Source organism: Micromonospora sp. ALFpr18c (genome assembly GCF_008868155.1).
Classification (GTDB): Bacteria; Actinomycetota; Actinomycetes; order Mycobacteriales; family Micromonosporaceae; genus Micromonospora.
In genome coordinates this window covers 13,375-39,028 of the sequence record NZ_WBKR01000003.1, presented here as the reverse complement: position 1 = coordinate 39,028, position 25,654 = coordinate 13,375, and the positions used below count along the sequence as shown (strand labels likewise).

The following is a 25,654-nucleotide window of genomic DNA, read 5'->3' as shown; positions in this document are numbered from 1 at the left end:
ATGTTCACCGGCATTGTCGAGGAGTTGGGCGAGGTCGTCCGGGTGACTCCCACGGCGGGCGATTCGGCGCTGGTCGCCGTCCGCGGTCCGCTGGTCACCTCCGACGCCCGCCACGGCGACTCCATCGCGGTCAACGGCGTCTGCCTGACCGTCGTGGAGGCGACCGACGGCGTCTTCACCGCCGACGTGATGGGCGAGACGCTGCGCCGCTCCGCGCTGGGCGCGCTGCGCCCCGGCGACCCGGTCAACCTGGAGCGGGCCGCCGCACTGGGCAGCCGACTCGGCGGGCACCTCGTGCAGGGCCACGTGGACGGCGTCGGTGCGGTGATCTCCCGCGAGCCGGCCGAGCAGTGGGAGACCGTCCGGTTCCGGCTGCCGGCCGCCCTGTCCCGGTACGTGGTGGAGAAGGGCTCGATCACCATCGACGGCGTCTCGTTGACCGTGGCCGAGGTGGGCGCGGACGAGTTCGCCGTCGGGCTGATCCCCACCACGCTCAAGCTGACCACGCTCGGCGCGAAGGGCGTCGGCGACCCGGTCAACCTGGAGGTCGACGTGGTGGCGAAGTACGTGGAGCGGCTGCTCGGCACCCGGCTCACCGAGGCCGGGGAGGTGGCTTGATGGGCGCCCTCGGTTGGCTGCTGGACGCCCAGGTGCAGATCGCCGGCTCGCCGGTGCTGGTCCGGGAGATCGTCGGCAACGTGTTCGGGCTGGTCTCCGCGCTGCTCGGGCTGCGCCGGGTGGTCTGGGCCTGGCCGGTCGGCATGATCGGCAATGCGCTGCTGCTCACCGTCTTCCTGGGCGGGGTGTTCGCCACCCCGCAGGCACACGACCTGTACGGGCAGGCCGGCCGGCAGGTGTTCTTCTTCGCGGTCAGCGTCTACGGCTGGTGGCGCTGGCGGCGCAACCGCCGGGCCGACGCCGGGCACGCCGCGGTGCAGCCGCGGTGGGCCACCGGCCGGGAACGGCTGGCGATGCTGCTGGCCGCCGCCGTCGGCACCGCCGCGGCGTACCCGGTGCTCGCCGCGCTGGGGTCCTGGGGGCCGCTGCCGGACGCCTGGATCCTCACCGGCAGCCTGCTGGCCACCTACGGCATGGCCCGTGGCTGGGTGGAGTTCTGGCTGGTCTGGATCGCGGTGGACGCGGTCGGTGTGCCGCTGCTGCTGCGCGGCGGGTTCTACCCGTCGGCCGTCATGTACCTCATCTACGGCGCCCTCTGCGCCGGGGGCTTCGCCGCCTGGTGGCGCACCTCGCGCGCCGCCCGGCCGGCCGCCGCCCGTACGCCCATCTACACGGAGGCCGTGGCATGAGCGAGCGAATCATCGATGTCGTGGTGGGTCATGCCGCCACGCAGCGAAGCGGAGTGGCGGCATGACCAGCTTCGGAGATATCGAGCAGGCGATCGCCGAGATCGCGGCCGGTCGGCCGGTCGTCGTGGTCGACGACGCCGACCGCGAGAACGAGGGCGACCTGATCTTCGCGGCCGAGCTGGCCACGCCGGAGCAGATGGCGTTCATGGTGCGCTACACCTCCGGGTACGTCTGCGTGGCCCTGACCGAGAGCGAGGCCGACCGGCTCGACCTGCCGCCGATGCACCACACCAACCAGGACCGGCGCGGCACCGCGTACACGGTGACCGTGGACGCCCGGGAGGGGATCAGCACCGGCATCTCGGCGGCCGACCGCGCCCACACCAGTCGGCTGCTCGCCGGCGCCGCGACCGACCCGACCGACCTGGCCCGCCCCGGGCACGTGGTGCCGCTGCGCGCCCGCGAGGGCGGCGTGCTGCGCCGACCGGGGCACACCGAGGCGGCGATCGACCTGACCCGGCTGGCCGGGCTGCGCCCGGCGGGCGTGCTCTGCGAACTGATCAACGACGACGGCACCATGATGCGGCTGCCGGACCTGGAGAAGTTCTCCGCCGAGCACGGCCTCACGCTGATCACCATCGCCGACCTGATCGCCTACCGGCGGCGCACCGAGAAGCAGGTCGAGCTGGTCGCCGACGCCCGGATGCCCACCCGGCACGGTGTGTTCCGGGCACTCGGCTACCGCGCCGAGCACGATCCGGCCGAGCACGTCGCGATGGTGCTCGGCGACCTCGGCGACGGCCAGGACGTCCTGGTCCGGGTGCACTCCGAGTGCCTCACCGGGGACGTGTTCGGCTCGCTGCGCTGCGACTGCGGGCCGCAGCTGGACGCCGCGCTGGCCCGGGTCGCACGCGAGGGTCGGGGCGTGGTGCTCTACGTCCGCGGACACGAGGGACGCGGCATCGGCCTGCTGCACAAGCTGCAGGCGTACCAGTTGCAGGACCAGGGCCGCGACACCGTGGACGCCAACCTCGACCTGGGCCTGCCCGCCGACGCCCGCGACTACGGCACCGGCGCGCAGATCCTCTACGACCTGGGCGTGCGCTCGATGCGACTGCTGACCAACAACCCGGCCAAGCGCGCCGGGTTGGAGGGCTACGGGCTGACCATCAGCGGCCGGGAGGGACTGCCGGCCGGGGCGCACCCGGAGAACCTGCGCTACCTGCGTACCAAGCGGGACCGGATGGGTCACCTGCTGGACGAGTTGGACGAGGTGACCGAGGCGCCGATGGGGCGTCCCGTCGCCAACGACGAGATCGGAGCATGACGATGGCGGGTTTCGGTGAGCCGGGAGTCGACGCGGTGGACGCCGCAGGGCTGACCGTCGGGGTGGTCGCCGCCCGCTGGCACGGTGACCTGACCGACCACATGCTGGAGCGCGCGGTGGCCGCCGCCGAGGCGTGCGGCGCCCGGTCCGTGGTCGCCCGGGTCGCCGGCTCGGTCGAGCTGCCCGTGGTCGCCCAGGCCCTGGCGCGCCGCTGCGACGTCGTGGTCGCGCTCGGCGTGGTGGTCCGTGGCGCCACCGCGCACTTCGACTACGTCTGCCGTTCGGTCACCGACGGGCTGACCCGGGTCGCCCTGGACGAGGGCAAGCCGGTCGCCCACGGTGTGCTCACCGTGGAGACCATCGAGCAGGCCCGGGACCGGGCCGGACTCCCCGGGTCGGCGGAGGACAAGGGCTGGGCGGCCACCGTCGCCGCGCTCGACGCCGCGCTGGCCGTGCGGACCGTGGCGGCCGGTAACGCCCAGCGGGTCGGCTTCGGCGGCTGACGCCTCGGCCGTCTGGGCCGTCTCGGTTGTCTCGGCCGGCTCTGCCGCTGGGCGTCTGGGTTGTCTCGGCCGTCTCTGAGGGCGGGCCTTCAGAGACGGCCGGCCTCGATGATCCGGCGCAGGAACTGCCGGGTACGGGGCTGCGTCGGCTCGCCGAGGACCTGCTCGGGTGGGCCGCTCTCGACGACCCGTCCCGCGTCGAGGAAACAGACCTCGTCGGCGACGTCCCGGGCGAAGCCCATCTCGTGGGTGGCCAGCACCATGGTCATCCCGTCGGCCTTCAGGTCCCGGATCATCGCCAGCACCTCACCGACGAGTTCCGGGTCCAGGGCGGAGGTCACCTCGTCGAGCAGCATCAGCCGGGGCGAGTTGGCCAGCGCCCGCACGATCGCCACCCGCTGCTGCTGCCCGCCGGAGAGCCGATCCGGGTAGGCGTCCGCCTTCGCGCCCAGCCCCACCCGGTCGAGCAGCTCCCGGGCCTGCGCCTCGGCCTCCGCGCGGGCCCGCCGGTGCACCCGTCGCGGCGCGAGGGTGATGTTCTCCAGCACGCTCAGGTGCGGAAACAGGTTGTACGCCTGGAACACCATGCCGATCCGTCGGCGTACCCGGTCGGGGTCCACCCGGGGATCGGAGATGTCCTCCCCGTCCAGCTCGATGGTGCCGTCGTCGAGCTCCTCCAGGAGGTTCACGCAGCGCAGCAGGGTGGACTTGCCCGACCCCGACGCACCGATCAACGCCACCACCTGGTGCTCGGCGACCGTCAGGTCGAGCCGGTCGAGCACGATGTTTCCGGCGAACTCCTTGCGCAGCCCCCGGCACCGCAGCAGAGCCATGCTCAGCCTCCCGACTGGCGACGGGCCGCGCGCAACGTCACCCAGTCGGTGACCGCGATCAGCGGGATCGCGAGCAGCACGAAGAGCACCCCCGCCACCACGTACGGCGTGTAGTTGAACGACTGGGCGGTGGCGATCTGGGCGGCGCGGACCGCGTCGATCGGCCCGGCCAGCGAGACCAGGCCGACATCCTTCTGCAGGGCCACCACGTCGTTGAGCAACGGTGGCGCCACCCGGCGGACGGCCTGCGGCAGGACCACGTGCCGCATCGTCTGCCGGTACGTGAGACCCAGCGACCGGGCCGCGGCGAGCTGGCTGGGGTGCACCGACTCGATGCCGGCCCGGAACACCTCGGCGAGATAGCCGCCGTAGGTGAGCACCAGCGCGAGCCCGCCGAGCACCAGCACCGGCGGCGTGCCCTGTAGCCGCAGCCCCGGCACGCCGAGGGTGAGCAGGTAGAGCACGATGATCAACGGCAGGCCGCGGAAGGTGTACGTGTAGCTGGCGGCCAGCGCCCGCACCGGGAAGAAGATCGGGCCGCGTAGCGTCCGCAGCACGGCGATCACCAACCCGAGCAGCAGCGCGCCGGCCGCGCAGCACACCAGCAGCCGGACGTTGAGCCAGAGCCCGCTCAGCACCGCCGGCAGCGCGTCGACGGCGATCTCCGGGTCCAGGAAGGACCGCCGGACCCGATCCCAGCCCGGCGCGCCGGTCACCGCGACGACCAGCAGCGTGCCGAGCGCCGCCGTGGAGGACGCCGCCACCAGCACGCTGTACACGGTCTGCCGCCGCCGGTACGCCGAGCGCCGCAGCTGCGCCGGCGACGGGGTGTGCTCGAGCAGGGTCACCGCAGCTCGGCCGCCCCCGCCACCTGCGCGAGCCACTTCTGCTCCAGCTCGGTCAGCGTGCCGGCCTCGCTGAGCTGACCGACGGCGGTGCTCACGCAGCGGGTCAGCGGGGAGTTCTTGTCCAGTAGCAGCCCAAAAGCCTCGGGCACACCGACCTGCGGCACCTGCCCGACGATCGTCGCATCGGTGATCTCCGCGCCGGTGATGTAGAACGCCGTCGGCAGGTCCACCACCAGACCGTCGAGCTGCCCGTTCTGCAACGCCTTCTTGGCGTCGTCGTTGCTGTTGTAGACCTGCGGCTTCGCGGCCGGCTTGATCACGTCGGTGATCGCCTGATAGCTGGTGGTGCCCACCTGGGCGCCGAGCCGGGCGTCCCGCAGGTCGGCCAACGACGTCTTACCGGCGATCTTCGACGACTTCAACGCGATGACGGTCTGCCGCACCAGGTAGTACGGCGCGGAGAAGTCCACCGCCTGCTTGCGCTCCTCGGTGATGGAGAACTGGTTGATGTCGAAGTCGAAGCTCTTCGGCCCGGGTGCGATCGCGGAGTCGAACTTGACCCGGGTCCAGGTCACGTCGGCACGGGCGTAGCCGAGCTTCTCGGCCACCGCGTACGCGACGGCGGCCTCGAAGCCTTCGCCGTTGTCCGGTTTGTCCTGCCGGAACCACGGCTCGTAGGCGGGCTGGTCGGTGGCGATGGTGAGCTTGCCCGGCGTACGGGTGGGCAGGCTGTCCCTGGTGCAGGACGGCGACGCGGTGACGGTGGGGGTCGGTGTCTCGTCCTGTGGCGCGCACCCGGCGGTGGCGGCGACGACCGCACCGGCGAGGGTGAGCGCGAGGAGACGTGAGCTGCTGGCCATGGCGGACAGCGTAGAGGCATCGACCGGTCCGCTTGGAGCTTGTCCCACCATGTCGATAGGGAATTGTCCGCTTGCTGGGTTCGCGTGGACCCGGACTCCGGGTGCCGGCCCGGCGGCTGGAAGAATCGCTCCCCGTGAAGACGTTCGAGGAGTTGTTCGCCGAGCTGCAGGCCAAGGCCGCCGCCGGCACCCCGGGCTCGGGCACCGTCGCCGCACTGGACAAGGGCGTGCACTTCATCGGCAAGAAGGTCGTCGAGGAGGCGGCCGAGTCGTGGATGGCCGCCGAGCACGAGGGCCCGGAGCGGACCGCCGAGGAGATCTCCCAGCTGCTCTACCAGGTCCAGGTGCTGATGCTCGCCAGCGGTCTCGAGCTGAAGGACGTCTACCGACATCTGTGAGTGCGCCCCGTCGTTGATCAGACCCGATCGAAGGAGCACTCCGTCATGCTGCGTGTCGCCATCCCCAACAAGGGCACCCTGGCCGAGCCGGCCGCCCAGATGCTGCGCGAGGCGGGCTACCGCCAGCGCACCGACCCCAAGGACCTCGTCTGCCGCGACGAGGGCAACGACGTCGAATTCTTCTACCTGCGCCCCAAGGACATCGCCACCTACGTCGGCTCCGGTGACCTCGACCTCGGCATCACCGGCCGGGACCTGCTGATCGACTCGGCCGCACCCGCCGAGGAGGTCGTCGACCTCGCCTTCGGCCGGGCCACCTTCCGCTTCGCCGCCCGCCCCGACGACATCGCCTCCGTGCAGGACCTGGGCGGGCACCGGATCGCCACCGCGTACCCCGGCCTGGTCGAGCGGCACCTCGGCGACCTGGGCGTCAAGGCCGACGTGATCCGCCTCGACGGCGCGGTGGAGAACGCCGTCCGCCTGGGCGTCGCCGACGTGGTCGCCGACGTGGTGGAGACCGGCGCCACCCTGCGCCAGGCCGGCCTGGTGGTCTTCGGAGAGCCGCTGCTGCGCTCCTCGGCGGTGCTGGTCCGCCGCGCCGGCGCCCCGGCGCACCAGCAGGCCGAGCAGTTGCTGCGTCGCCTGCACGGGGTGCTGGTGGCCCGCCGCTACGTGATGCTCGCCTACGACGTGCCGGCCGGCCTCCTGGACCGGGCCAGCGGGCTCACCCCGGGCATCGAGTCGCCCACCGTGTCGCCGCTGCACCGCGAGGGCTGGGTGGCGGTGCAGGCGATGGTGCTCCGCGACGACGTGCACCGGATCATGGACGAGCTGTACGAGTTGGGCGCCCGCGCCATCCTGGTCACCAACATCCACGCCTGCCGGCTCTGACCGCCCCTGCTTGATCGACTCGGTGCCGGCACCCGCAAGATCGCGCTCGAACATGGAAGTAGTGGCCTCCCCGCGCCACCGAGGCCACTCGAACCAGGATCGAGCACGATCTTGCGGGTCCGGCGCTGGGCTGAGTGACGGCTCGGCGGGTGGTGCGGTCGGTGGACGGGTGCGGATGGCAGACTGGTGGGGTGAGTGAAACCGAGCTGGTCCGCCTGAAGCCCCGCCGGATCCGGGTGGTCTGCTGGTCGGCCGCGGTCGCACTGGTGGTCGTGTTCGGCCTGGTCGCCACCTCGCTGAGTGGGCCGACCGGCGATGGCTACGGCAGCTTCCAGCGCGGCGACCAGATCGCCATGATCGGCCTGGGCATCTTCGGCGCGCTGGGCTTCCTGCTGTTCACCCGGCCACGGGTGGAGGCGGACGCACGTGGCATCCGCGTACGGAACGTCATCAGCTCGTACGAGCTGCCCTGGGAGGTCGTCCGGGGGGTCCGCTTCGACCGGGGCGCGCCGTGGGCCAGCCTGGAGCTGCACGACGACGACCTGCTGCCGATGGTCGCCCTGCAGGCCGCCGACAAGGAGTTGGCTGTCGACGGGGTCCGCGCGCTGCGCCGACTGCACGAAGCCCACCTGGCCCGCCTCGCCGAACGCGCCGCCGGCCGCTGACCCGCGCCGCCGGCCGCTCGCCGGTGCTGCCGTCCGCTGGCCGGTCGCTGACCCGCGCCGCCGGCCAAGATCGCGCCGCCGTCCAAGATCAGCACAACTTCCAGGAAACTGCTGCCTCACCGCGACCGGAGGCACGAGTTTCCTGCAAAGTGCGCGGATCTTGGCGCCCGCGCCCGCGCCGCGCCCGCGCCCGCGCCGCGCCCGCACCCGCGCCGCACCCGCACCCGCGCCCGCACCCGCACCAGCGCCGCACCCGCGGCGTGGGCGCTGGGACCTCGCGACCCTGGGTCGTGTCCGGTTTGGGGGTGACCGGGGCCGGGGTGTAGTGTTATCGAGTCGACCAGGCTGTCTCCGCGTGCGAGCAGACAGCCACGAAAGCGGAGCGCCTGCTCCCACCCGAGTCGCCGCCACGGTGGCCGGGTCCGGTCCCCGGTTCCGGGTGCGTCCCGGTGCCGGATGCGCGATCCTGTGATCGTGCCGACCGGTCGAGCGGGCCCTGGCATGCGCCGGGGCCTTCTGCTTTCCGGGTTGGTTCCCATCCGGGAGCCGCAGGGGTCGGCAACTGAGCAGAAACGACTCGAGGAGGCCCCATCAGCGTCGAACCACGCGTGAACGATCAGATCCGGGCACGTGAGGTCCGACTGGTCGGCCCCGAGGGTGAGCAGGTGGGCATCGTCCCACTGGAGCGCGCCCTTCAGCTGGCCGCGGACGTCGATCTGGACCTGGTCGAGGTTGCGCCGATGGCGCGCCCGCCGGTGTGCAAGCTCATGGACTTCGGCAAGTTCAAGTACGAGAGCGCACTGAAGGCGCGCGAAGCGCGGCGTAATCAGCAGCAGACCGTCATCAAGGAAATGAAGCTTCGGCCGAAGATCGACCCGCACGACTACGAGACCAAGAAGGGTCACGTGGTGCGGTTCCTCAAGGCGGGCGACAAGGTCAAGGTGACGATCATGTTCCGCGGTCGCGAGCAGAGCCGCCCGGAGCTGGGTTACCGGCTCCTGCGTCGGCTCGAGTCCGAGATCACGGACCTGGGATACGTCGAGGCCGCTCCGAAGCAGGACGGTCGAAACATGATCATGGTTCTCGCTCCGCATCGGGCCGTCAAGGCCTCCGCGGTCGCCGCTACGGCGTCCCGCGGTGCACCTCGGGACCGGGGGGCGGACGAGTCCGCGCCGGTTACCGATGAGACCGCGGCGGCCGGCGAGACCGCAGCAGCCGTTGACGGTGGCACCGCCGCCGACACCAGCGGCGAGTAACAGGGGAGAAGACGTTCCACATGCCGAAGATGAAGAGCCACACGGGTATGGGCAAGCGGGTCAAGGTGACCGGCCGCGGCAAGATCGTGGCCGAGCAGGCCGGCAAGCGCCACCTGCTGGAGGGTAAGTCCTCCACCCGTACCCGGCGGTTGACCGGCACGGTCGAGGTGGCCAAGGCCGACGTCAAGCGCATCAAGAAGCTGCTCGGCCGCTGACGCGCGCCACCTTTACCTACTAAGGAGTTGAGATGGCACGCGTCAAGCGGGCTGTGAACGCCCAGAAGAAGCGTCGTACCCTGCTGGAGACCGCGAGCGGTTACCGCGGTCAGCGCTCCCGGCTGTACCGCAAGGCCAAGGAGCAGGTGCTGCACTCGATGCAGTACGCCTACCGGGACCGTCGCGACCGCAAGGGCGACTTCCGGCAGCTGTGGATCCAGCGGATCAACGCGGGCGCCCGGGCGAACGGGATGACCTACAACCGCCTGATCCAGGGCCTGCGTCTGGCCGGCATCGAGGTCGACCGCAAGATCCTGGCCGACCTGGCTGTCAACGACGCCGCCGCGTTCGCGGCGATCGTCGAGCTGGCCCGGGCCGCGGTCGCGGCCGAGGGCACCGGCGGCGCGGCGGCTCAGGCCGCCTGATCCCCACGCACCAGAGCGAGGCGTCTCCCGTGTCGGCACCGCCGTCCGGGGGGCGCCTCGATCGTGCCGGAGGAGCGCACACCATGGCTTTCACTGCGCGTACCCCCAGGGTTGTCGCCGCTCGGCGGTTGCAGCGCCGCCGGGACCGCGACGCCACCGGCCGGTTCCTGGCCGAGGGACCGCAGGCGGTCCGCGAGGCCCTCGCGCGGCCCGGCGTGGTCACCGAGCTTTTCGGTACGCCCACCGCGCTGGACCGGCACCCGGAGCTGGCCGCCGTGGCGGCCCACGCCGACGTGCCGGTCTCCGAGGTGACCGACGACGGCCTCGCCGCGCTCGCCGAGACTGTCGCCCCGCAGGGGCTGATCGCCGTCTGCCGGCACCTCGACGTGCCGTTGGAGCAGGCCCTCGCGGGTGCGCCCCGGTTGGTGGCGGTGCTCGCCGAGATCCGTGATCCGGGCAACGCCGGCACGGTGCTGCGGACCGCCGACGCCGCCGGGGCGGGTGCGGTGGTCTTCGCCGGTGACGCCGTCGACCCGTACAACGGCAAGTGTGTGCGGGCCTCCGCCGGCAGCCTCTTCCACGTCGACGTGGTCCGCGCGCCGGACCCGGTCGCGGTGGTCGACGCGCTGCGCGCCGCCGGGTTGTCGATCTTCGCCACCACCGGGTACGGCGACAGCGACCTGGACGACCTGACCGACTACGGCCGGCTCGCCGGGCCCACCGCCTGGCTGTTCGGCTCCGAGGCGCACGGGCTGCCCGAGGAGCTGATCGCGGCCGCCGACGCGCGGGTGCGGGTGCCGCTGTACGGGCGGGCGGAGAGCCTCAACCTGGCTGCGGCCGCCGCGGTCTGCCTGTACGCTTCAGCGAGAGCACAGCGCTGATGGTGTCCACGCCCGGCGCGACAGACCGCAGGGGAGAGCGTCCGTCGATGAGCGCGCCACGGCGTTCGTTTAGCCAGCCCGCCGGTGTCGGCGGGCGGCGGGCCTGACCTGCTCCCTGCGAAACTCCTACCGGCGGGCTGCGGCGCAGCCGCGCGTCCGTAGACTCGCTTAGCCGCCTCGGTGAGGGCTGGCGCCGCCGTGAGGGAGTGCCCGTACGCCATGAGCTACCGTAACGATCCGTACGACCCGAAGCAGGTCGCCCTGCTCGACCCCGCCGCCCTGGACGAGGCCGTCGCGGACGCCACGAAGGCGTTCACCGCGGCGACCGACCCGGACGCCCTGACCGCGCTGCGCTCGGTGCACCTGGGGGACCGGTCACCGGTCTCCCTCGCGCGCCGGGAGATCGGCGCGTTGCCGCCGGCCGCGAAGTCCGACGCCGGTAAGCGGGTCAACGAGGCCCGCCGGGCGATCGAAACCGCGTACGCCGACCGCGCCGAGGTGGTGGAGCGTGAGCAGGCCGAGCGCATGCTCGTCGAGGAGCGGGTGGACGTCACCCTGCCGTACGCCCGGCGTCCGCGGGGCGCCCGGCATCCGCTGAGCACCCTGATGGAGTCGATCAGCGACCTGTTCGTCGGGATGGGCTACGAGGTGGCCGAGGGGCCCGAGGTCGACCTGGAGTGGGTCAACTTCGACGCGTTGAACATCCCCGCCGACCACCCGGCGCGCGGCCTGATGGACACGTTCCACATCGCACCGGAGGGTTCCGGCCTGGTGCTGCGGACGCACACCTCGACGGTGCAGACCCGCACCATGCTCAGCCGCAAGCCGCCGATCTACGTGATCGTGCCCGGCCGTGTCTACCGCACCGACGAGATCGACGCCACGCACAGCCCGGTGTTCCACCAGGCCGAGGGCCTCGTGGTGGACAAGGGCATCACGATGGCGCACCTGCGGGGCACGCTGGACCACTTCGCGCGGGCGATGTTCGGCCCGGAGGCGAAGACCCGGTGGCGGCCGCACTACTTCCCGTTCACCGAGCCGTCGGCGGAGTTCGACGTGTGGTTCCCGGAGCACCGCGACGGGCCGCAGTGGGTCGAGTGGGGCGGCTGCGGGATGGTCAACCCTCGGGTGCTGCGCGCCTGCGGCGTCGACCCGGAGGTCTACTCCGGATTCGCCTTCGGCATGGGCATCGACCGGACCCTGATGGTCCGGCACGGGGTCAGCGACATCCGCCATCTCTTCGAGGGCGACGTGCGGTTCAGCCGCGCGCTCGGGACCGGGGCGTAGGCGATGCGGGTACGAGACACGGGAACGGTGGTCTGAAAGTCATGCGAGTTTCTGTCAGTTGGCTGCGGGAGTACGTCGACCTCCCTGCCGACCTGCCCACCGGTGACGTGGAGCAGGCGCTTGTCGACCTCGGCATCGAGGTCGAGTCCGTGGTGGACCTGCGCGAGAGCGTCACCGGCCGGCTCGTCGTCGGTGAGGTGCGCGAGATCGAGGAGCTCACCGGTTTCAAGAAGCCGATCCGGTTCTGCCGGGTGGACGTGGGTGACGCCAACGGCACCGGCGAGCCGCAGGAGATCGTCTGCGGGGCGCGTAACTTCGCCGTCGGCGACCGGGTGGTGGTGATCCTGCCCGGCGGTGTGCTGCCCGGCGGGTTCGCCATCGGCGCCCGCAAGACGTACGGGCACCACTCGGCCGGCATGATCTGCTCGGCGAAGGAGTTGGGCCTGGGCGACGACCACTCCGGCATCATCGTGCTTCCGCCGGATGTGGCGGCCAAGCCGGGCGACGACGCGCGGCCGGTCGTGGGCCTCGACGACGTGGTGTTCGAGCTCGAGATCACCCCGGACCGGGGGTACGCGCTGAGCCTGCGCGGCCTGGCCCGGGAGTTGTCGCACGCGTTCGACGTGCCGCTGCGCGACCCGGCCCTGGCGCCCGCCCCGGCCGGCACGCAGACCCCGGCGTACCCGGTGGAGGTCCGCGACACGGTCGGCTGCGACCGATTTGCCGCCCGGCTGGTCCGCGGCATCGACCCGAACGCGCCGACGCCGTCGTGGATGGCCCAGCGGCTCGTCACCGCCGGCATCCGCAGCATCTCGCTGCCGGTGGACATCACCAACTACGTGATGCTGGAGCTGGGCCAGCCCATGCACGCCTTCGACGCCGATCGGATCGTCGGGCCGCTGGTGGTCCGCCGCGCCGAGGCGGGGGAGAAGCTCACCACCCTGGACGGCGTCAACCGGGTGCTCACCGCCGACGACATGGTCATCTGCGACGCTGGGCTGGACAACGCCCTCGCGGGCGAGGGCGCCGGCGTCCCGATCTCCCTCGCGGCGGTGATGGGCGGCGAGACCAGCGAGGTCGTCGCCGGCACCACCACCGTGCTGTTCGAGGCGGCGCACTGGGATCCGGCGATGGTCGGGCGGACCGCGCGTCGGCACAAGCTGTTCAGCGAGGCTGCGAAGCGCTGGGAGCGGGGCGTCGACCCGGCCGTGGCGCTGGTCGCGCTGGAGCGGGCCGTCAGGCTGCTCACCGAGCACGGCGGCGGCACGCCGAGCGCCGAGATCCTGGACATCGACCACGTCCGTCCGCGTACCCCGATCACCCTGCCGGCGGACCTGCCCACCCGGCGGGTCGGCGTCGAGTACCCGCCGGCGCGGGTCGTCGCCCTGCTGGAGCGGGTCGGCTGCACGGTCGCGCAGGGCGCGGACCGGCTGTCCGAGGACGCGGGCGCGGTCGGCGTGGCCAGCGGCGCCGGGACGGCGCTCAGCGTCACCCCGCCGACCTGGCGACCCGACCTGACCGACCCGGCCGACCTGGTCGAGGAGGTGGTCCGCCTCGACGGGTACGACCGGGTGCCGTCGGTGCTGCCGACCGCGCCCCCCGGCCGTGGTCTGACGCCGCGGCAGCGTCGCCGCCGGGCGGTCGCGACGGCGCTGGCCGAGCGGGGGTACGTCGAGGTGCTCGCGCACCCGTTCGTGTCGCCGGAGCTGGCCGACCTGCTCGGCCTGCCCGCCGACGACCCGCGCCGCCCCGCGGTGCGGCTGGCCAACCCGCTGTCCGAAAAGGAGCCGCTGCTGCGCACGACGCTGCTCGGCCCGCTGCTCGGCATCCTGAAGCGCAACCTCGGCCGAGGTCACCGCGACCTCGCCCTCTACGAGATCGGCGCGGTCTTCCACCCGCGCGTCGGTGCCGGCAGCCCGCCCGCGATGGGCGTGGACCGGCGACCCACCGACGCGGAGTTCGCCGCCGCCGACGCGGTGGTGCCGGCGCAGCCCGTGCACGTCGCGGTGGTCCTCTCCGGCGACCTCGATCCGGCCGGCTGGTGGGGCGCGGGACGACCGGCCGGCTGGGCGGACGCGATCGAGGCGGCCCGCGACGTGCTGGCCGCCGCCGGGATCCCCGACGAGCGGGTCGAGTTGCGCGCGGCCGAGTACGCGCCGTGGCACCCGGGCCGCTGTGCCGAGCTGCGGGTCGACGACACGGTCGTCGGGCACGCCGGTGAGCTGCACCCGACGGTGGTGGCGGCGCTGGAGCTGCCCCGCCGCACCTGCGCGATGGAACTGAACCTCGACGCGCTGCCGCCGACCCCGGTGACGCCCGCGCCGACGGTCTCCGGCTTCCCGCCGGCGCTTATCGACGTGGCCCTGGTGGTGGACGACTCGGTGCCGGCCGAGCAGGTGGGCCGCGCGCTGGAGGCGGGCGCCGGTGAGCTGCTGGAGGACGTGCGGCTGTTCGACGTGTACTCCGGCGAGCAGCTCGGCGAAGGGCGGCGGTCGCTGGCGTACAAGCTCACGTTCCGGGCCCCGGACCGGACGCTCACCGTCGAGGAGGCGGTGGCCGCACGGGACGCGGCGGTCGCCGTCGCGGCCGAGCGCTTCGGCGCGACCCTGCGCGGCGCCTGACGGAGCGGCCCCGGACCCGCGATCTCTCAATCTGCGGGTTCGGGGCTCGGTCCCTGGTGGCGCACCAACGAGCAAGGCCCTGACCTGGTAGAAATCTGCCGGTCAGGGCCTTTTTCGCGTACGTCGGTGGCCGGTGGTGGCTCGGGCGCTCGGGAGCCGTTGGACATCCTTCTCCGTTTGGCCGACCCCACGGTTTTACTGGCGGCAAACTGCTGATGGCGCGATCAGCGCATGGTCGGTCAGTCAACCTCCGTAGGCCCCGATGGCGACGGCGGCGGATGAGCCGACGCGCGCATCTGGCCGATGTGAGTGCGTTAGGTGATAGCGCACGCCGCGACGAGCGGGCGTCAGCCGTTGCCGTGCTGCCGTTCCTGCTCCGCCAGAGCAGCCGCTGCCCTGTCCAGGTCGTAGTGAGGAAATACAGGGATGCCCCGGCGGCGCAACGCCTCGGCCGCGACGCCACGCCCAGCGACGGTGACGCCGGTGAAGGTTCCGTCGTGAACGTAGGTGCTACCGCAGGTAGGGCTGCCCTCGACCAGGATGGCGAGCCCGACGCCGGCTTGCAGTGCCTTGTCGACCGCCCGCTGCGCCGCCGCCTGGAACAGTTCGGTGACGTCACGGCCCGATGCTTCGTGTACGTGGGCGTGGCCGTCGAGGACGTCGGCCGCGCTGCCGCCGACGATCTCGGCTGGCGGGCGCGGCACCGGGAATCCGACGGCCAGTTCTGGACACAGCGACACGAGGCGCCCTTCAGAAGCCCAGCGCTGCCAGATCGGAGAGGCGACCGGCACGCCGGTCTCGTTGAACCGGATCGGTGCGCCGCCGAGGCAGCCGCTGACCAGGATTTTCAGCATGGCATCACCTGGGGCAGCAGCGCCGTCAGCGTCGCCGCGGTGTAGGTTGCCGTGACCCCTGGCGGCAGGCCGTCTCCAGCACGGTCGAGGAATGCCGTGTCGATACCCAGAGCGGCGGCTCCGGCGACATCGGACGATGCGGAGTTACCGATGTGGATCACGTCGCCGGCGCCCAGGCCGAGGCGGGCCAGCGCGAGCTGGAACGGTTCGGGGCGGGGCTTGTATGCGCGGGCTTCTTCGCTGGTCACCGCGGCGGCGACGGCGACGCCGTGGCACCGCAGCACCGCCGTCAGGTCGTCCTGGTCGACGTCGGACACCAGGCACACCGGCACCTTCACAGCATCGAGGAACGGCCGGCTGTCGTCGTACAACGGTGGATGACGCCAGGATTGCAGATGCTTCCGGCAGATTGGCTCAACATCCACGGATGCCCCGAAGTTCGCTACAGCCTCGGCGAGGCTGCCGAGCGTCAGGTCTGCGAGCGTACGAAAATCGGCCCCATACGCCATTTCGGCGCTGGCCTCCAGCCGTCGGGACCACTCTGCCGCGATAGCAGACGGATCGACTGCGATCAAATCTGCTACCTGCACGCAGACGTCATCGACCGAGCCTTCATCATCGTGTACGAGCGTGCCGTACAGGTCCAGCAAGATCGCCTGATACACAGTGAGACGCTACCCGACTGGATTTGACCCCGTCGGTCGTCAGGCACCCCTCGTGCCGAAGCCGCCATCACAGACCGGCACAGCCGGCACTCTGCCGTCTTCAGGCGCGCAGTATGGGAATGCTGTCGAGCTGATCTTGGCGAAGGTTTGATCTGATGATGCCGGACGGCCGTCCCCGGTCGGGTCTGCAGGCGACTACCTCGTTCGGCGTGATCGCGAAGTCGACCCTGAAGTCATGGTCGGCGTCGGGCAGATCCTCATCGAGAAGTTGGGTCTGGTGGATCGTGGTGGAGATGGCGGTGTTGGTGGTGACGAGGCCGGCATCGGTGAGGAGAGCGATCTCCAGGTCGGAGTAGCCGGCGCCCTTGCCGACCCGCACGCCGCTGTGGCGGCTGACAGCGACGCTGCCGCAGACGATGAAGTCCACCGGACGCATCTCGTCGGGTCCCACGGTGGGAGCGACCTGCAGTGCACCGCTACTCGTAGCTGCGGTCTCGATTGGTGCGGTGAGGCTGGCAGGGTCGAGTAGATAGAAGGGCTTGGGGGTAGCGAGTTTCGGGACCGCCATGTAGAGCAGCTTGCCTTCCTGCAGGGCTCGTACCCGGACGGGAAGTTGTGCCCGGTCCGGGTTGCACTTGATCACTCGGGCCTTCTTCCATACGTCCAGTTCCGCGAGGCGGGCTGCGGCTTCTTCCTTGCCGACGAAGTCAGGGATGTGACCGTGCACGCCGGGTGGGACGGCACCTCGACGTTCGAGGAGGTCCCATACGTGTTGCCGAACGGCGTGTTTGGCGCGGTCGATGTCGGTCACGTTGATGCTCCTATGGACTCATGAGTGCGAGGAGTCGGTCGTTCACGTCCTGAACCGAGGGCTCGTTACGCCAGGGGCGTAGCTGTCGGGCGGCGGCGAAGGCGAGGTTGAGTCCGCCTCCGGCACGGGTCCGCTCGATGACGTCGATGGCCTGATGCAGGTAGGACGTTGCGGCGTCGGCGTCGCGTTGGAGGATGCTGGCGAGGGCGAGATTGCCGAGGATGACGGCCGTGGACTTGCGGCGTGCGGCGATCAGTTGTCGGGCGTTCTCGAGCGCTGGCACTGCTTGGTCTGGCTTGTTGAGGGAGAGCCAGCAGGAGCCCGCGAGCCTCGTGTAGTGGCTGGGGCAGAAGATGTCCATGGCTGGGTCTCGGGCGTCGATGGCGGCGAAGTGAGCTTCAGCGGTACCGAGAGCGTCGGAGCAGTCCAGGGCCTGGCCGAGCATTGCGTGTGCCTCAGCCCGATGCAGTTCGGCGAGGCCGGCGATGACGTGACTGTCGGTGTGGCTGACGGCGGCGGCGCGGGTGGTCAGGACAACGCCGGCCTTGGGCTGCTTCGTGCCGTAGAGGGCGAGGTAGCTCTTGCGGAGCAACGCGTTGGCCTCGGTGACGGGATCTCGCGTTTCCTGGGATGCGCTGATCGCTTGGTCGAAGTAGTCAGCGCTGGCGACATGGTCGCGCCGCTGCGAGGCGTCCCAGACGAGTTGACCCATCAACGTCGAGGACTCGGCGACTGCTGCCGCCAGTTCGCGCTGAACCGGCCCGTTGCTGGCGTGATGGCGAAGGAAGACTGCCTGACCGTGTAGTTGCCCGGCCTCGGCGAGCAGGAGCGTCGAGGGCGTCTGGTCGTAGCGCTCGTCGAGGCGCTGCACGCGCTCCCGCAGGTACGCCACAGCTAGCAGGTCGACGCGGCCGGGGTTGCGCAGAACGTAGCCGAGACGCTCGTCGGGCGGTGACGGTGCCTGGCCGACATCGGCCAGGAGGTCGGCCAGTGCCTCGATCGACAGCTTGAGGGCCGCGGCGAGACGCGGCCGGTGCCAGGGCTGGGGGTCAGTCTCGGCCCGTTCCCACCGCACGATGGTGGAGCGGTCCACGCCGAGGGCTTCGGCGAGGCGTTCCTGGCTCAGACCGATCGTCTTGCGGCGCTGGGCGAGCCGGTGCCGACGCCTATCCGCCACGTAACGCCTCCCTTCGCCGCCATCCGTCACGGTCCATTCATCCAGCTCACACCGTGTGACGCAATGGGGATGCGTCAGTTCTGCGCCGTTGCCGCGCTGGGCACCAGCGATCGCCGGGGCTTGTGTAGACGCATGGCCGGAACGGGTGAGAGCAGAAGCCGCTGTGCAAGGCGTGGCTACTACGTGAGCTCCCGCCCGTTCCGCTGCCACTCCAAGCACGACCTATTGAGCGGGGGGAAGAAGTGAGTGCCCAGGAGCGAGACCGGCTTGACTCCACCGGAGCGTCTTCTGCCGCTCGGACCCAGGAAGAGCCGACGCGCCTTACCCAAGCCCAACGCCTCGACTCCGGGCCCAGAGAGCACACGCCGCTGCGCCCGATCTGGCTCTGCCGTGCCTGTGGCCAACCCTGGCCCTGCGGCCGGGCGAAGCTCGCCCTCGTCACCGAGTACGACGGCAACCCGGTCAGCCTGTTTCTCTGTCTGGCCAGTCTGCTCCATGACGCCATCGATGACCTGCATAAGCTCAACCCCACCACCACCGGTTGCGCCAGTGACATGTTCGATCGGTTCCTTGGCTGGCCCGCCCGACACACCCGCTCCTACCGGATGACTGAGATCGGCTCTTCCCGTCCCGAGGAGCCGGAAGCGTGATCGCCGGGTTTGGGGACGCATCGCGATGCGGTCGATCTGTTCATTACCATGCACGATGCTGCATGAACTTGCACTAGTGAGTCGTCCTTGTTAATCTCCTCTGCATAGTCATGCGGAGGTGAGTATGGGGATCCGAGTCGCGGTTGCCGGTGCGAGCGGCTACGCCGGGGGCGAGCTGCTGCGCCTGGTCGCCGGGCACCCGGAGTTCGAGCTGGTGGCCGCCACCGCCCACAGCCAGGCCGGGCACCGCGTCGACGTGGTCCATCCGCAGCTCACCGGGCTCGACCTGGTGCTCGGTGCGACCGACCCGTCCACCCTCGCCGACGCCGACCTGGTCTTCCTGGCGCTGCCGCACGGCGAGTCGGCGGCCCTCGCCGCCCACCTGGCGCCCGAGGTGCGCATCGTCGACCTGGGCGCCGACCACCGGCTCGCCGACCCGTACGCCTGGGCGCAGTACTACGGCGGCACCCACGCCGGGCAGTGGACCTACGGCCTGCCCGAGCTGCCCGGCCAGCGGGAGTTGATCGCCAGCTCGACCCGGGTGGCGAACACCGGCTGCTACGCCGCGGCGATCACTCTGGCGCTCGCGCCGCTGATCGCGGACGGCGCGGCCGACCCCGCCGACGTGGTGGTGGTCGCCGCCTCCGGCACCTCCGGCGCCGGCCGATCGGCCAAGGCGCACCTGCTGGCCAGCGAGGTGATGGGCGACCTGTCGCCGTACCGGGTCGGCACCCACCAGCACGTGCCGGAGATCAAGCAGGCGTCCGGGGCGACCGGCCTGTCGTTCACCCCGGTCCTCGCGCCGATGCCGCGCGGCATCCTGGCCACGGTCACCGCGCGGCCGGCGCGCGGCGTCGACCCGCAGGAGGTGCTGGCGCAGGCGTACGCCGACGAGTCGTTCGTGCACGTGCTGCCAGAGAGCCGCTGGCCGCACACGGCCGCCACGCTGGGTTCCAACTCGTGCCACCTGCGGGCGACTGTCGACGTCGACTCGGGTCGGCTGATCGTGCTCAGCGCGTTGGACAACCTGGGCAAGGGCGCGGCCGGTCAGGCCGTCCAGAACGCCAATCTCATGTTCGGCCTGCCGGAGACGACGGGCCTGTCGATCTGGGGGGTTACCCCATGAGTGTCACCACCCCTCGGGGGTTCCGGGCGGCCGGGGTGGCCGCCGGGTTGAAGGCCAGCGGTGGCGCGGACGTCGCGCTGGTGGTCAACGACGGCCCGGACGCCGGTGTCGCCGGTGTCTTCACCACCAACCGGGTCAAGGCCGCGCCGGTGCTCTGGACGCAGCAGGTCGTGCAGGGCGGTGTGGTCCGGGCGGTGGTGCTCAACTCCGGTGGCGCCAACGCGTGCACCGGCCCGGCCGGATTCCAGGACACGCACGCCACCGCCGAGCACACGGCCGCCGCGTTGACCTCGGGCAGCCCGCGGCTGATCCTCGGCGCCGGTGAGGTGGCGGTCTGCTCCACCGGCCTGATCGGTGAGCGGCTGCCGATGCCGAAGCTGCTGCCCGGCGTCCGGTCGGCGATCCGGGGGCTCTCCCGGGACGGCGGTCAGGCGGCCGCCGAGGCCATCATGACCACCGACACCCGGCCGAAGACCACGGTGGCCCGGGGCAGCGGCTGGACGGTCGGCGGGATGGCCAAGGGCGCCGGGATGCTCGCCCCGGGGATGGCCACCATGCTCTGCGTGCTCACCACCGACGCGGTGGCCGGGCCGGCGGCGTTGGACGAGGCGCTGCGCGCGGCGACCCGGGTGAGTTTCGACCGGGTCGACTCCGACGGCTGCATGTCGACCAATGACACGGTGCTGCTGCTGTCCAGCGGCGCGAGCGGCATCGAGCCGACCCCGGCCGAGCTGGCCGCCGCGGTCACCATGGCCTGCCACGATCTGGCCCAGCAGTTGGTCGCCGACGCCGAGGGCGCCACGAAGCAGATCGCCATCGACGTGGTCGGCGCCGCCGACGAGGACGACGCGGTCGAGGTGGGCCGGGCGGTCGCCCGCAACAACCTGGTCAAGACCGCGCTGTTCGGCAACGACCCGAACTGGGGTCGGATCCTCGCGGCGGTCGGCACTACGGCCGCCGTGTTCGAGCCGGACGGGGTGGACGTGGCGGTCAACGGGGTGTGGGTGTGCCGGGGCGGCGCCGCCGCCGAGGACCGGTCGAAGGTCGACCTCGCCGGGCGGGACGTGACCATCCGGATCGATCTGCACGCCGGCGGCTCGGCCGCGACGATCTGGACCAACGACCTGTCTCACGCGTACGTGCACGAGAACTCGGCGTATTCGACATGAGCCTCAGCACCGATCTCAGCCGTGCCCAGGTCAAGGCCGAGACACTGATCGAGGCGTTGCCGTGGCTGGCGCGTTTCTCCGGCTCCACCGTGGTGGTCAAGTACGGCGGCAACGCCATGACCGACCCGGAGTTGCAGCGGGCGTTCGCCGCCGACATGGTCTTTCTGCGCTACGCCGGTCTCAAGCCCGTGGTGGTGCACGGCGGTGGCCCGCAGATCTCGGCCATGCTGGGCCGGCTCGGCATTGCCAGCGAGTTCCGGGGCGGTCTGCGGGTGACCACCGCCGAGGCGATGGACGTGGTCCGGATGGTGCTGGTCGGGCAGGTGGGCCGGGAACTGGTCGGGTTGATCAACTCGCACGGCCCGTTCGCCGTCGGTCTCTCCGGCGAGGACGCCCGGCTGTTCACCGCGGTGCGCCGCCCGGCGTACGTGGACGGGCAACCCGTGGACGTCGGCCAGGTCGGCGACGTCGAGTCGGTCGACGTGTCGGCGGTGACCGACCTGATCGACGCCGGCCGGATTCCGGTGATCTCCACGGTCGCGCCGGACGCCGACGGTGTCCTGCACAACCTCAACGCGGACACCGCCGCGGCGGCGCTGGCCATCGCGTTGGAGGCGCGCAAGCTCGTCGTGCTCACCGACGTGGCCGGCCTGTACGCCGACTGGCCGGACACGACCAGCCTGGTCTCCGAGATCACCGCGGACGACCTGGCCAAGCTGTTGCCCAGCCTCGAGTCGGGGATGGTGCCCAAGATGGAGGCCTGCCTGCGGGCGGTGCGTGGGGGAGTGCCCGCCGCACATGTCGTCGACGGTCGGGTGGCGCACTCCACGTTGCTCGAGGTGTTCACCTCGGAAGGGTTCGGAACGATGGTGATCGGGTCATGAGCGCCCTCGTGCAGCGCTGGGGTCAGACCATGATGGACAACTACGGCACGCCGCCGCTGGCCCTGGTGTCCGGCTCCGGTGCCGTCGTGGTCGACGACGCCGGCCGGGAGTACCTGGACCTGGTGGGCGGCATCGCGGTGAACGCCCTCGGGCACGCCCACCCGGCTGTGGTGGCCGCCGTGTCGAAGCAGGTCGCCACCCTCGGGCACGTCTCCAACCTCTACGTGGCCGAACCGCCGGTCGCCCTGGCCGAGCTGCTGCTGGCCCTCGCCGGCCGGCCCGGCCGGGTCTTCTTCGCCAATTCCGGCGCGGAGGCGAACGAGGCGGCGTTCAAGCTGTCCCGGCGCACCGGGCGCAGCCACGTGGTCGCCACCGTGGGCGGCTTCCACGGCCGCACCATGGGCGCTCTCGCGCTGACCGGCCAGCCGGCCAAGGCCGACCCGTTCCGGCCGCTGCCGGGTGAGGTGACCCACGTCGCGTACGGTGACGTCGCCGCGCTGGAGGCGGCGGTGACCGACGCGACCGCCATGGTGATCCTGGAGCCGATCCAGGGTGAGAACGGTGTGGTGGTCCCACCGGCGGGCTATCTGGCCGCGGCACGGCGGATCACCGCCCGGCACGGCGCGCTGCTGGTGCTCGACGAGGTGCAGACCGGCATCGGCCGTACCGGGCACTGGTTCGCGCACCAGGCCGAGGGTGTGGAGCCGGACGTGGTCACGCTGGCCAAGGGGCTCGGCGGCGGGCTGCCCATCGGTGCCACGCTGGCCTTCGGCCGGGCCGCCGACCTGCTCACTCCCGGCTCGCACGGCACCACCTTCGGCGGTAACCCGGTGAGCTGCGCGGCGGCGCTCGCCGTGGTGGCGACCATCGCCAACGAGGGGCTGCTGGATCACGTCAAGCGGGTCGGCGAGCGGCTGCGTCGCGGGATCGAGGCGCTCCGCCATCCGCTGATCGGTGGCGTACGCGGTGCCGGGCTGCTGCTCGGCGTGACGCTCACCGCGCCGGTGGCGACGGTCCTCGCCGAGGCACTGCGGGAGGCCGGCTTCCTGGTCAACCCGGTGCAGCCGGGTGTGCTGCGGCTCGCCCCGCCGCTGATCCTCAGCGTGGACCAGGCGGACGCCTTCCTCGCCGCTCTCCCCGCCGCCCTGGCCGCGGCAGCCCCGGCCGCCGCCGGAACCGACGCGGATCGTGGCGGGAAAGCGCCCCTTCGAGGGCCGGACCCTTCCACGATCTCGACGCCGACGCCGACGCCGACGCCGACGCCGACGCCGACGCCGACGCCGACCACCACGACCACGACCACGACGGGGACGACCGCATGATCCGGCACTTCCTGCGCGACGACGACCTCTCGCCCGCCGAACAGTCCACGGTGCTCGACCTGGCGGAGCGGATGAAGGCCGACCGGTTCGGTCACCAGCCCCTCGCGGGCCCCCGCTCGGTCGCGGTGCTCTTCGACAAGCAGAGCCTGCGGACCCGGATCTCCTTCGACGCCGGGATCGCCGAGCTGGGCGGGCACCCGCTGGTCGTGGACACCCAGGTCACCCACTTCGGCCGCGGTGAGACGCTCGCGGACGCCGGGCGGGTGCTGTCCCGCTACGTCGCGGCCATCGTGTTGCGGACCCACGGCGACGACCGGATCGCCGAGGTGGCGGGCGGCGCCAGCGTGCCGGTGATCAACGCGCTCACCGACGGTTTCCACCCCTGCCAACTGCTGGCCGACCTGCTCACCATCCGGGAGCGGTTCGGCGGTACGGCCGGGCGCACCCTCACCTACGTGGGCGACGGCGCGAACAACATGGCGCAGTCGTACCTACTGGCCGGCGCGACGGCCGGGATGCACGTGCGGATCGCCGGGCCGGCCGGTTTCGCACCGGACGCGGCCGTGGTGGACCGGGCGGCCCGGATCGCCGCCGACACCGGCGGGTCGGTACGGGTGCTCACCGACCCGGCGCAGGCGGTCCGCGACGCCGACGTGCTGGCCACCGACACGTGGACGTCGATGGGCCAGGAGGCCGACGGTCTGGACCGGGTCACGCCGTTCCTGCCGTACCAGGTGAACAAGGAACTGCTCGGTCAGGCCGCACCGGACGCGATCGTGCTGCACTGCCTGCCCGCGCACCGCGGCGAGGAGATCACCGACGAGGTGCTCGACGGCCCGCAGAGCGCGGTCTTCGACCAGGCGGAGAACCGGCTGCACGCCCAGAAGGCGTTGCTGACGTTCCTGCTGGCCGCCACCGGGACGCCACGATGACCGCCCCGCTGACCCGCGCCGCCCGGCACGCCCGGATCGTGGAGCTGATCCGGGACCGGGCCGTGCGGTCGCAGACCGAACTGGCCGACCTGCTCGCCGCCGACGGCGTCGGCGTCACCCAGGCCACCCTCTCCCGGGATCTGGAGGAGCTGGGCGCGGTCAAGGTGCGCGGCGGCGACGGCCCAGCCGTCTACCTGATCCCCGAGGACGGCCACCGGCCGCTGCGCGACGCCGAGGCCGCACCGGCCCGGCTGGTACGGCTGCTGCGTGAACTGCTCAACGGGGTCGACTCCAGCGGCAACATCGCCGTGCTGCGTACCCCGCCGGGCGCAGCCCAGTACCTGGCCAGCGCGTTGGACCGGGCGGGCCTGCCCGAGATCGTCGGCACCATCGCCGGCGACGACACCATCCTGGTGGTGGCCCGCGAGTCCGTCGGCGGCGCCGCACTCGGAGACAAGCTCGCCGGCTGGGCCCGCCGGGAAGACACCGTTGAAGGGAACACCACACCATGACCGAGCGGGTCGTTCTGGCGTACTCCGGAGGGTTGGACACCTCCGTCGCCATCCCCTACCTGGCCGAGCAGACCGGCGCCGAGGTGATCGCGGTGGCCGTCGACGTCGGGCAGGGCGGCGAGGACCTCGACGCCATCCGACAGCGCGCCCTGGACTGCGGCGCCGCCGAGTCCGAGGTGGTCGACGCCCGCGACGAGTTCGCCGCCGACTACTGCCTGCCGGCGGTCCGGGCCAACGCCCTCTACATGGACCGCTACCCGCTGGTGTCGGCGCTGTCCCGGCCGCTGATCGTCAAGCACCTGGTGGCGGCGGCGCGTCAGCACGGCGGCACGATCGTCTCGCACGGCTGCACCGGCAAGGGCAACGACCAGGTCCGCTTCGAGGTGGGCCTGAACGCGCTCGCCCCCGACCTGAAGATCATCGCGCCGGCCCGGGACTTCGCGTGGACGCGGGACAAGGCGATCGCCTTCGCCGAGGAGAAGGGGCTGCCGATCGACGTGTCGGCGAAGTCGCCGTACTCCATCGACCAGAACCTGTGGGGTCGTGCCGTGGAGACGGGCTTCCTGGAGGACATCTGGAACGCCCCGATCGAGGACCTCTACTCGTACACCGTCGACCCGGCGCAGGACCGCGACGCCGACGAGGTCGTGATCACCTTCGACGCCGGCGTGCCGGTGGCGATCGACGGTGAGACGGTCACCCCGTACCAGGCGATCCTGGAGCTGAACCGGCGCGCGGGCGCGCAGGGCGTCGGCCGGCTCGACATGGTCGAGGACCGCCTCGTCGGAATCAAGAGCCGCGAGGTGTACGAGGCGCCCGGTGCGATCGCGCTGATCACCGCCCACCAGGAGCTGGAGGCGGTGACCGTGGAACGGGACCTGGCCCGGTTCAAGAGGGGCGTGGACCAGCGCTGGGGTGAGCTGGTGTACGACGGCCTGTGGTTCTCCCCGTTGAAGGACTCGCTGGACGCGTTCATCGACGACGCGCAGCGGTACGTGAGCGGTGAGGTGCGGCTGACCCTGCACGGCGGCCGCGTCACCGTCACCGGTCGGCGCTCCGAGGCGAGCCTGTACGACTTCGGGCTGGCCACCTACGACACCGGCGATACGTTCGACCAGTCCCTGGCCAAGGGCTTCGTGCAACTGTGGGGCCTGCCGAGTCGGATGGCCGCCGCGCGGGACGCCCGGCTGGGCGGTGGCGGACAGTGACACGCGCGAGCGCGAGGAGTGAGCGAG

At 71.7% G+C, this 25,654-nt stretch carries 28 protein-coding genes; 21 read left to right on the top strand and 7 right to left on the bottom strand.

The genetic code is table 11. The annotated features are described in order from the left end of the window. From F8271_RS01460 to ribH, 4 genes are all read left to right on the top strand, one after another. Complete coding sequence (locus F8271_RS01460) at positions 1 to 618, top strand: riboflavin synthase (RefSeq protein ID WP_151487768.1); 618 nt, start codon at positions 1 to 3, stop codon at positions 616 to 618. Further along, positions 618 to 1,307, top strand: a complete 690-nt coding sequence (gene pnuC / locus F8271_RS01455) for a nicotinamide riboside transporter PnuC (RefSeq protein WP_151487767.1) — start codon at positions 618 to 620, stop codon at positions 1,305 to 1,307. The genes F8271_RS01460 and pnuC overlap by 1 nt, the downstream gene beginning before the upstream one ends. A 61-nt stretch (positions 1,308 to 1,368) precedes the next feature. Then, complete coding sequence (locus F8271_RS01450) at positions 1,369 to 2,634, top strand: bifunctional 3,4-dihydroxy-2-butanone-4-phosphate synthase/GTP cyclohydrolase II (protein WP_151487766.1); 1,266 nt, start codon at positions 1,369 to 1,371, stop codon at positions 2,632 to 2,634. A gap of 2 nt (positions 2,635 to 2,636) precedes the next feature. After that, the gene (ribH, locus tag F8271_RS01445; RefSeq protein ID WP_151487814.1) at positions 2,637 to 3,137 is read left to right on the top strand and encodes a 6,7-dimethyl-8-ribityllumazine synthase; all 501 of its coding nucleotides are present in this window, start codon (positions 2,637 to 2,639) and stop codon (positions 3,135 to 3,137) included. Positions 3,138 to 3,226: 89 nt separating this feature from the next. Here ribH and F8271_RS01440 read toward each other — a convergent pair whose 3' ends face one another. The 3 genes from F8271_RS01440 to F8271_RS01430 are packed head-to-tail and all read right to left on the bottom strand — an operon-like array spanning position 3,227 to position 5,678. Next, positions 3,227 to 3,970, bottom strand: coding sequence for an amino acid ABC transporter ATP-binding protein (locus tag F8271_RS01440; RefSeq protein WP_151487765.1), 744 nt, complete (start codon positions 3,968 to 3,970; stop codon positions 3,227 to 3,229). Between the two features lie 2 nt (positions 3,971 to 3,972). Beyond that, on the bottom strand, positions 3,973 to 4,818 hold the full coding sequence (locus F8271_RS01435; RefSeq protein WP_151487764.1) for an amino acid ABC transporter permease: 846 nt from the start codon (positions 4,816 to 4,818) through the stop codon (positions 3,973 to 3,975). Beyond that, a complete protein-coding gene (locus F8271_RS01430; RefSeq protein WP_151487763.1) occupies positions 4,815 to 5,678 on the bottom strand; it encodes a transporter substrate-binding domain-containing protein in 864 nt (287 codons plus the stop codon). The genes F8271_RS01435 and F8271_RS01430 overlap by 4 nt, the downstream gene beginning before the upstream one ends. Positions 5,679 to 5,812: 134 nt before the next feature. Between F8271_RS01430 and F8271_RS01425 the strand changes: the two genes are divergently transcribed. From F8271_RS01425 to pheT, 9 genes are all read left to right on the top strand, one after another. Then, positions 5,813 to 6,076: a phosphoribosyl-ATP diphosphatase gene (locus F8271_RS01425; protein ID WP_030335709.1), complete on the top strand. Its 264-nt coding sequence runs from the start codon at positions 5,813 to 5,815 to the stop codon at positions 6,074 to 6,076. A gap of 45 nt (positions 6,077 to 6,121) precedes the next feature. Next, positions 6,122 to 6,967, top strand: a complete 846-nt coding sequence (gene hisG / locus F8271_RS01420; RefSeq protein WP_151487762.1) for an ATP phosphoribosyltransferase — start codon at positions 6,122 to 6,124, stop codon at positions 6,965 to 6,967. A 191-nt stretch (positions 6,968 to 7,158) separates the two neighbouring features. Next, positions 7,159 to 7,632, top strand: a complete 474-nt coding sequence (locus tag F8271_RS01415) for a PH domain-containing protein (RefSeq protein ID WP_192580097.1) — start codon at positions 7,159 to 7,161, stop codon at positions 7,630 to 7,632. A 608-nt stretch (positions 7,633 to 8,240) separates the two neighbouring features. Next, positions 8,241 to 8,888 (top strand): translation initiation factor IF-3, encoded by a 648-nt coding sequence (infC, locus tag F8271_RS01405; RefSeq protein ID WP_151487760.1) that lies wholly within the window; start codon positions 8,241 to 8,243, stop codon positions 8,886 to 8,888. 20 nt (positions 8,889 to 8,908) lie between these two features. Next, entirely contained in the window at positions 8,909 to 9,103 is a 195-nt protein-coding gene (gene rpmI, locus F8271_RS01400; protein WP_110566082.1) for a 50S ribosomal protein L35, read from the top strand. 32 nt (positions 9,104 to 9,135) lie between these two features. Then, positions 9,136 to 9,528, top strand: a complete 393-nt coding sequence (gene rplT, locus F8271_RS01395) for a 50S ribosomal protein L20 (protein WP_030335718.1) — start codon at positions 9,136 to 9,138, stop codon at positions 9,526 to 9,528. Positions 9,529 to 9,611: 83 nt separating this feature from the next. Continuing rightward, positions 9,612 to 10,409: an RNA methyltransferase gene (locus F8271_RS01390; protein WP_151487759.1), complete on the top strand. Its 798-nt coding sequence runs from the start codon at positions 9,612 to 9,614 to the stop codon at positions 10,407 to 10,409. Between the two features lie 219 nt (positions 10,410 to 10,628). Further along, on the top strand, positions 10,629 to 11,696 hold the full coding sequence (gene pheS, locus F8271_RS01385) for a phenylalanine--tRNA ligase subunit alpha (RefSeq protein ID WP_151487758.1): 1,068 nt from the start codon (positions 10,629 to 10,631) through the stop codon (positions 11,694 to 11,696). A gap of 41 nt (positions 11,697 to 11,737) precedes the next feature. Then, positions 11,738 to 14,317: a phenylalanine--tRNA ligase subunit beta gene (pheT, locus tag F8271_RS01380; RefSeq protein ID WP_151487757.1), complete on the top strand. Its 2,580-nt coding sequence runs from the start codon at positions 11,738 to 11,740 to the stop codon at positions 14,315 to 14,317. 347 nt (positions 14,318 to 14,664) lie between these two features. Here the strand turns inward: pheT and F8271_RS01375 are convergent, their stop codons facing one another. From F8271_RS01375 to F8271_RS01360, 4 genes are all read right to left on the bottom strand, one after another. Further along, positions 14,665 to 15,171 carry a DUF523 domain-containing protein gene (locus F8271_RS01375; protein ID WP_151487756.1) on the bottom strand — a complete coding sequence of 169 codons (507 nt, stop codon included), beginning with the start codon at positions 15,169 to 15,171 and terminating at the stop codon, positions 14,665 to 14,667. Beyond that, positions 15,165 to 15,836, bottom strand: coding sequence for an HAD family hydrolase (locus F8271_RS01370; protein WP_151487755.1), 672 nt, complete (start codon positions 15,834 to 15,836; stop codon positions 15,165 to 15,167). The genes F8271_RS01375 and F8271_RS01370 overlap by 7 nt, the downstream gene beginning before the upstream one ends. A gap of 100 nt (positions 15,837 to 15,936) precedes the next feature. After that, the gene (locus F8271_RS01365) at positions 15,937 to 16,647 is read right to left on the bottom strand and encodes a 5-formyltetrahydrofolate cyclo-ligase (RefSeq protein ID WP_151487754.1); all 711 of its coding nucleotides are present in this window, start codon (positions 16,645 to 16,647) and stop codon (positions 15,937 to 15,939) included. 10 nt (positions 16,648 to 16,657) lie between these two features. Beyond that, a complete protein-coding gene (locus F8271_RS01360; RefSeq protein ID WP_225854092.1) occupies positions 16,658 to 17,854 on the bottom strand; it encodes a helix-turn-helix transcriptional regulator in 1,197 nt (398 codons plus the stop codon). A gap of 338 nt (positions 17,855 to 18,192) precedes the next feature. Between F8271_RS01360 and F8271_RS01355 the strand changes: the two genes are divergently transcribed. The 8 genes from F8271_RS01355 to F8271_RS01320 all read left to right on the top strand — a co-directional run bounded on the left by F8271_RS01355 (position 18,193) and on the right by F8271_RS01320 (position 25,627). Then, the gene (locus F8271_RS01355; RefSeq protein WP_151487811.1) at positions 18,193 to 18,474 is read left to right on the top strand and encodes a hypothetical protein; all 282 of its coding nucleotides are present in this window, start codon (positions 18,193 to 18,195) and stop codon (positions 18,472 to 18,474) included. A 124-nt stretch (positions 18,475 to 18,598) separates the two neighbouring features. Continuing rightward, a complete protein-coding gene (gene argC, locus F8271_RS01350; protein WP_151487753.1) occupies positions 18,599 to 19,600 on the top strand; it encodes an N-acetyl-gamma-glutamyl-phosphate reductase in 1,002 nt (333 codons plus the stop codon). Then, positions 19,597 to 20,769 carry a bifunctional glutamate N-acetyltransferase/amino-acid acetyltransferase ArgJ gene (gene argJ / locus F8271_RS01345; RefSeq protein WP_151487752.1) on the top strand — a complete coding sequence of 391 codons (1,173 nt, stop codon included), beginning with the start codon at positions 19,597 to 19,599 and terminating at the stop codon, positions 20,767 to 20,769. The genes argC and argJ overlap by 4 nt, the downstream gene beginning before the upstream one ends. Then, the gene (argB, locus tag F8271_RS01340; RefSeq protein WP_151487751.1) at positions 20,766 to 21,653 is read left to right on the top strand and encodes an acetylglutamate kinase; all 888 of its coding nucleotides are present in this window, start codon (positions 20,766 to 20,768) and stop codon (positions 21,651 to 21,653) included. The genes argJ and argB overlap by 4 nt, the downstream gene beginning before the upstream one ends. After that, positions 21,650 to 22,975 (top strand): acetylornithine transaminase, encoded by a 1,326-nt coding sequence (locus tag F8271_RS01335; protein WP_225854091.1) that lies wholly within the window; start codon positions 21,650 to 21,652, stop codon positions 22,973 to 22,975. The genes argB and F8271_RS01335 overlap by 4 nt, the downstream gene beginning before the upstream one ends. Next, positions 22,972 to 23,907 carry an ornithine carbamoyltransferase gene (argF, locus tag F8271_RS01330; RefSeq protein ID WP_151487750.1) on the top strand — a complete coding sequence of 312 codons (936 nt, stop codon included), beginning with the start codon at positions 22,972 to 22,974 and terminating at the stop codon, positions 23,905 to 23,907. Before F8271_RS01335 ends, argF begins: the two co-directional genes overlap by 4 nt. Continuing rightward, a complete protein-coding gene (locus tag F8271_RS01325; protein ID WP_151487749.1) occupies positions 23,904 to 24,419 on the top strand; it encodes an arginine repressor in 516 nt (171 codons plus the stop codon). Before argF ends, F8271_RS01325 begins: the two co-directional genes overlap by 4 nt. Then, positions 24,416 to 25,627: an argininosuccinate synthase gene (locus tag F8271_RS01320; RefSeq protein ID WP_151487748.1), complete on the top strand. Its 1,212-nt coding sequence runs from the start codon at positions 24,416 to 24,418 to the stop codon at positions 25,625 to 25,627. Before F8271_RS01325 ends, F8271_RS01320 begins: the two co-directional genes overlap by 4 nt. Positions 25,628 to 25,654 lie beyond the last annotated feature (27 nt).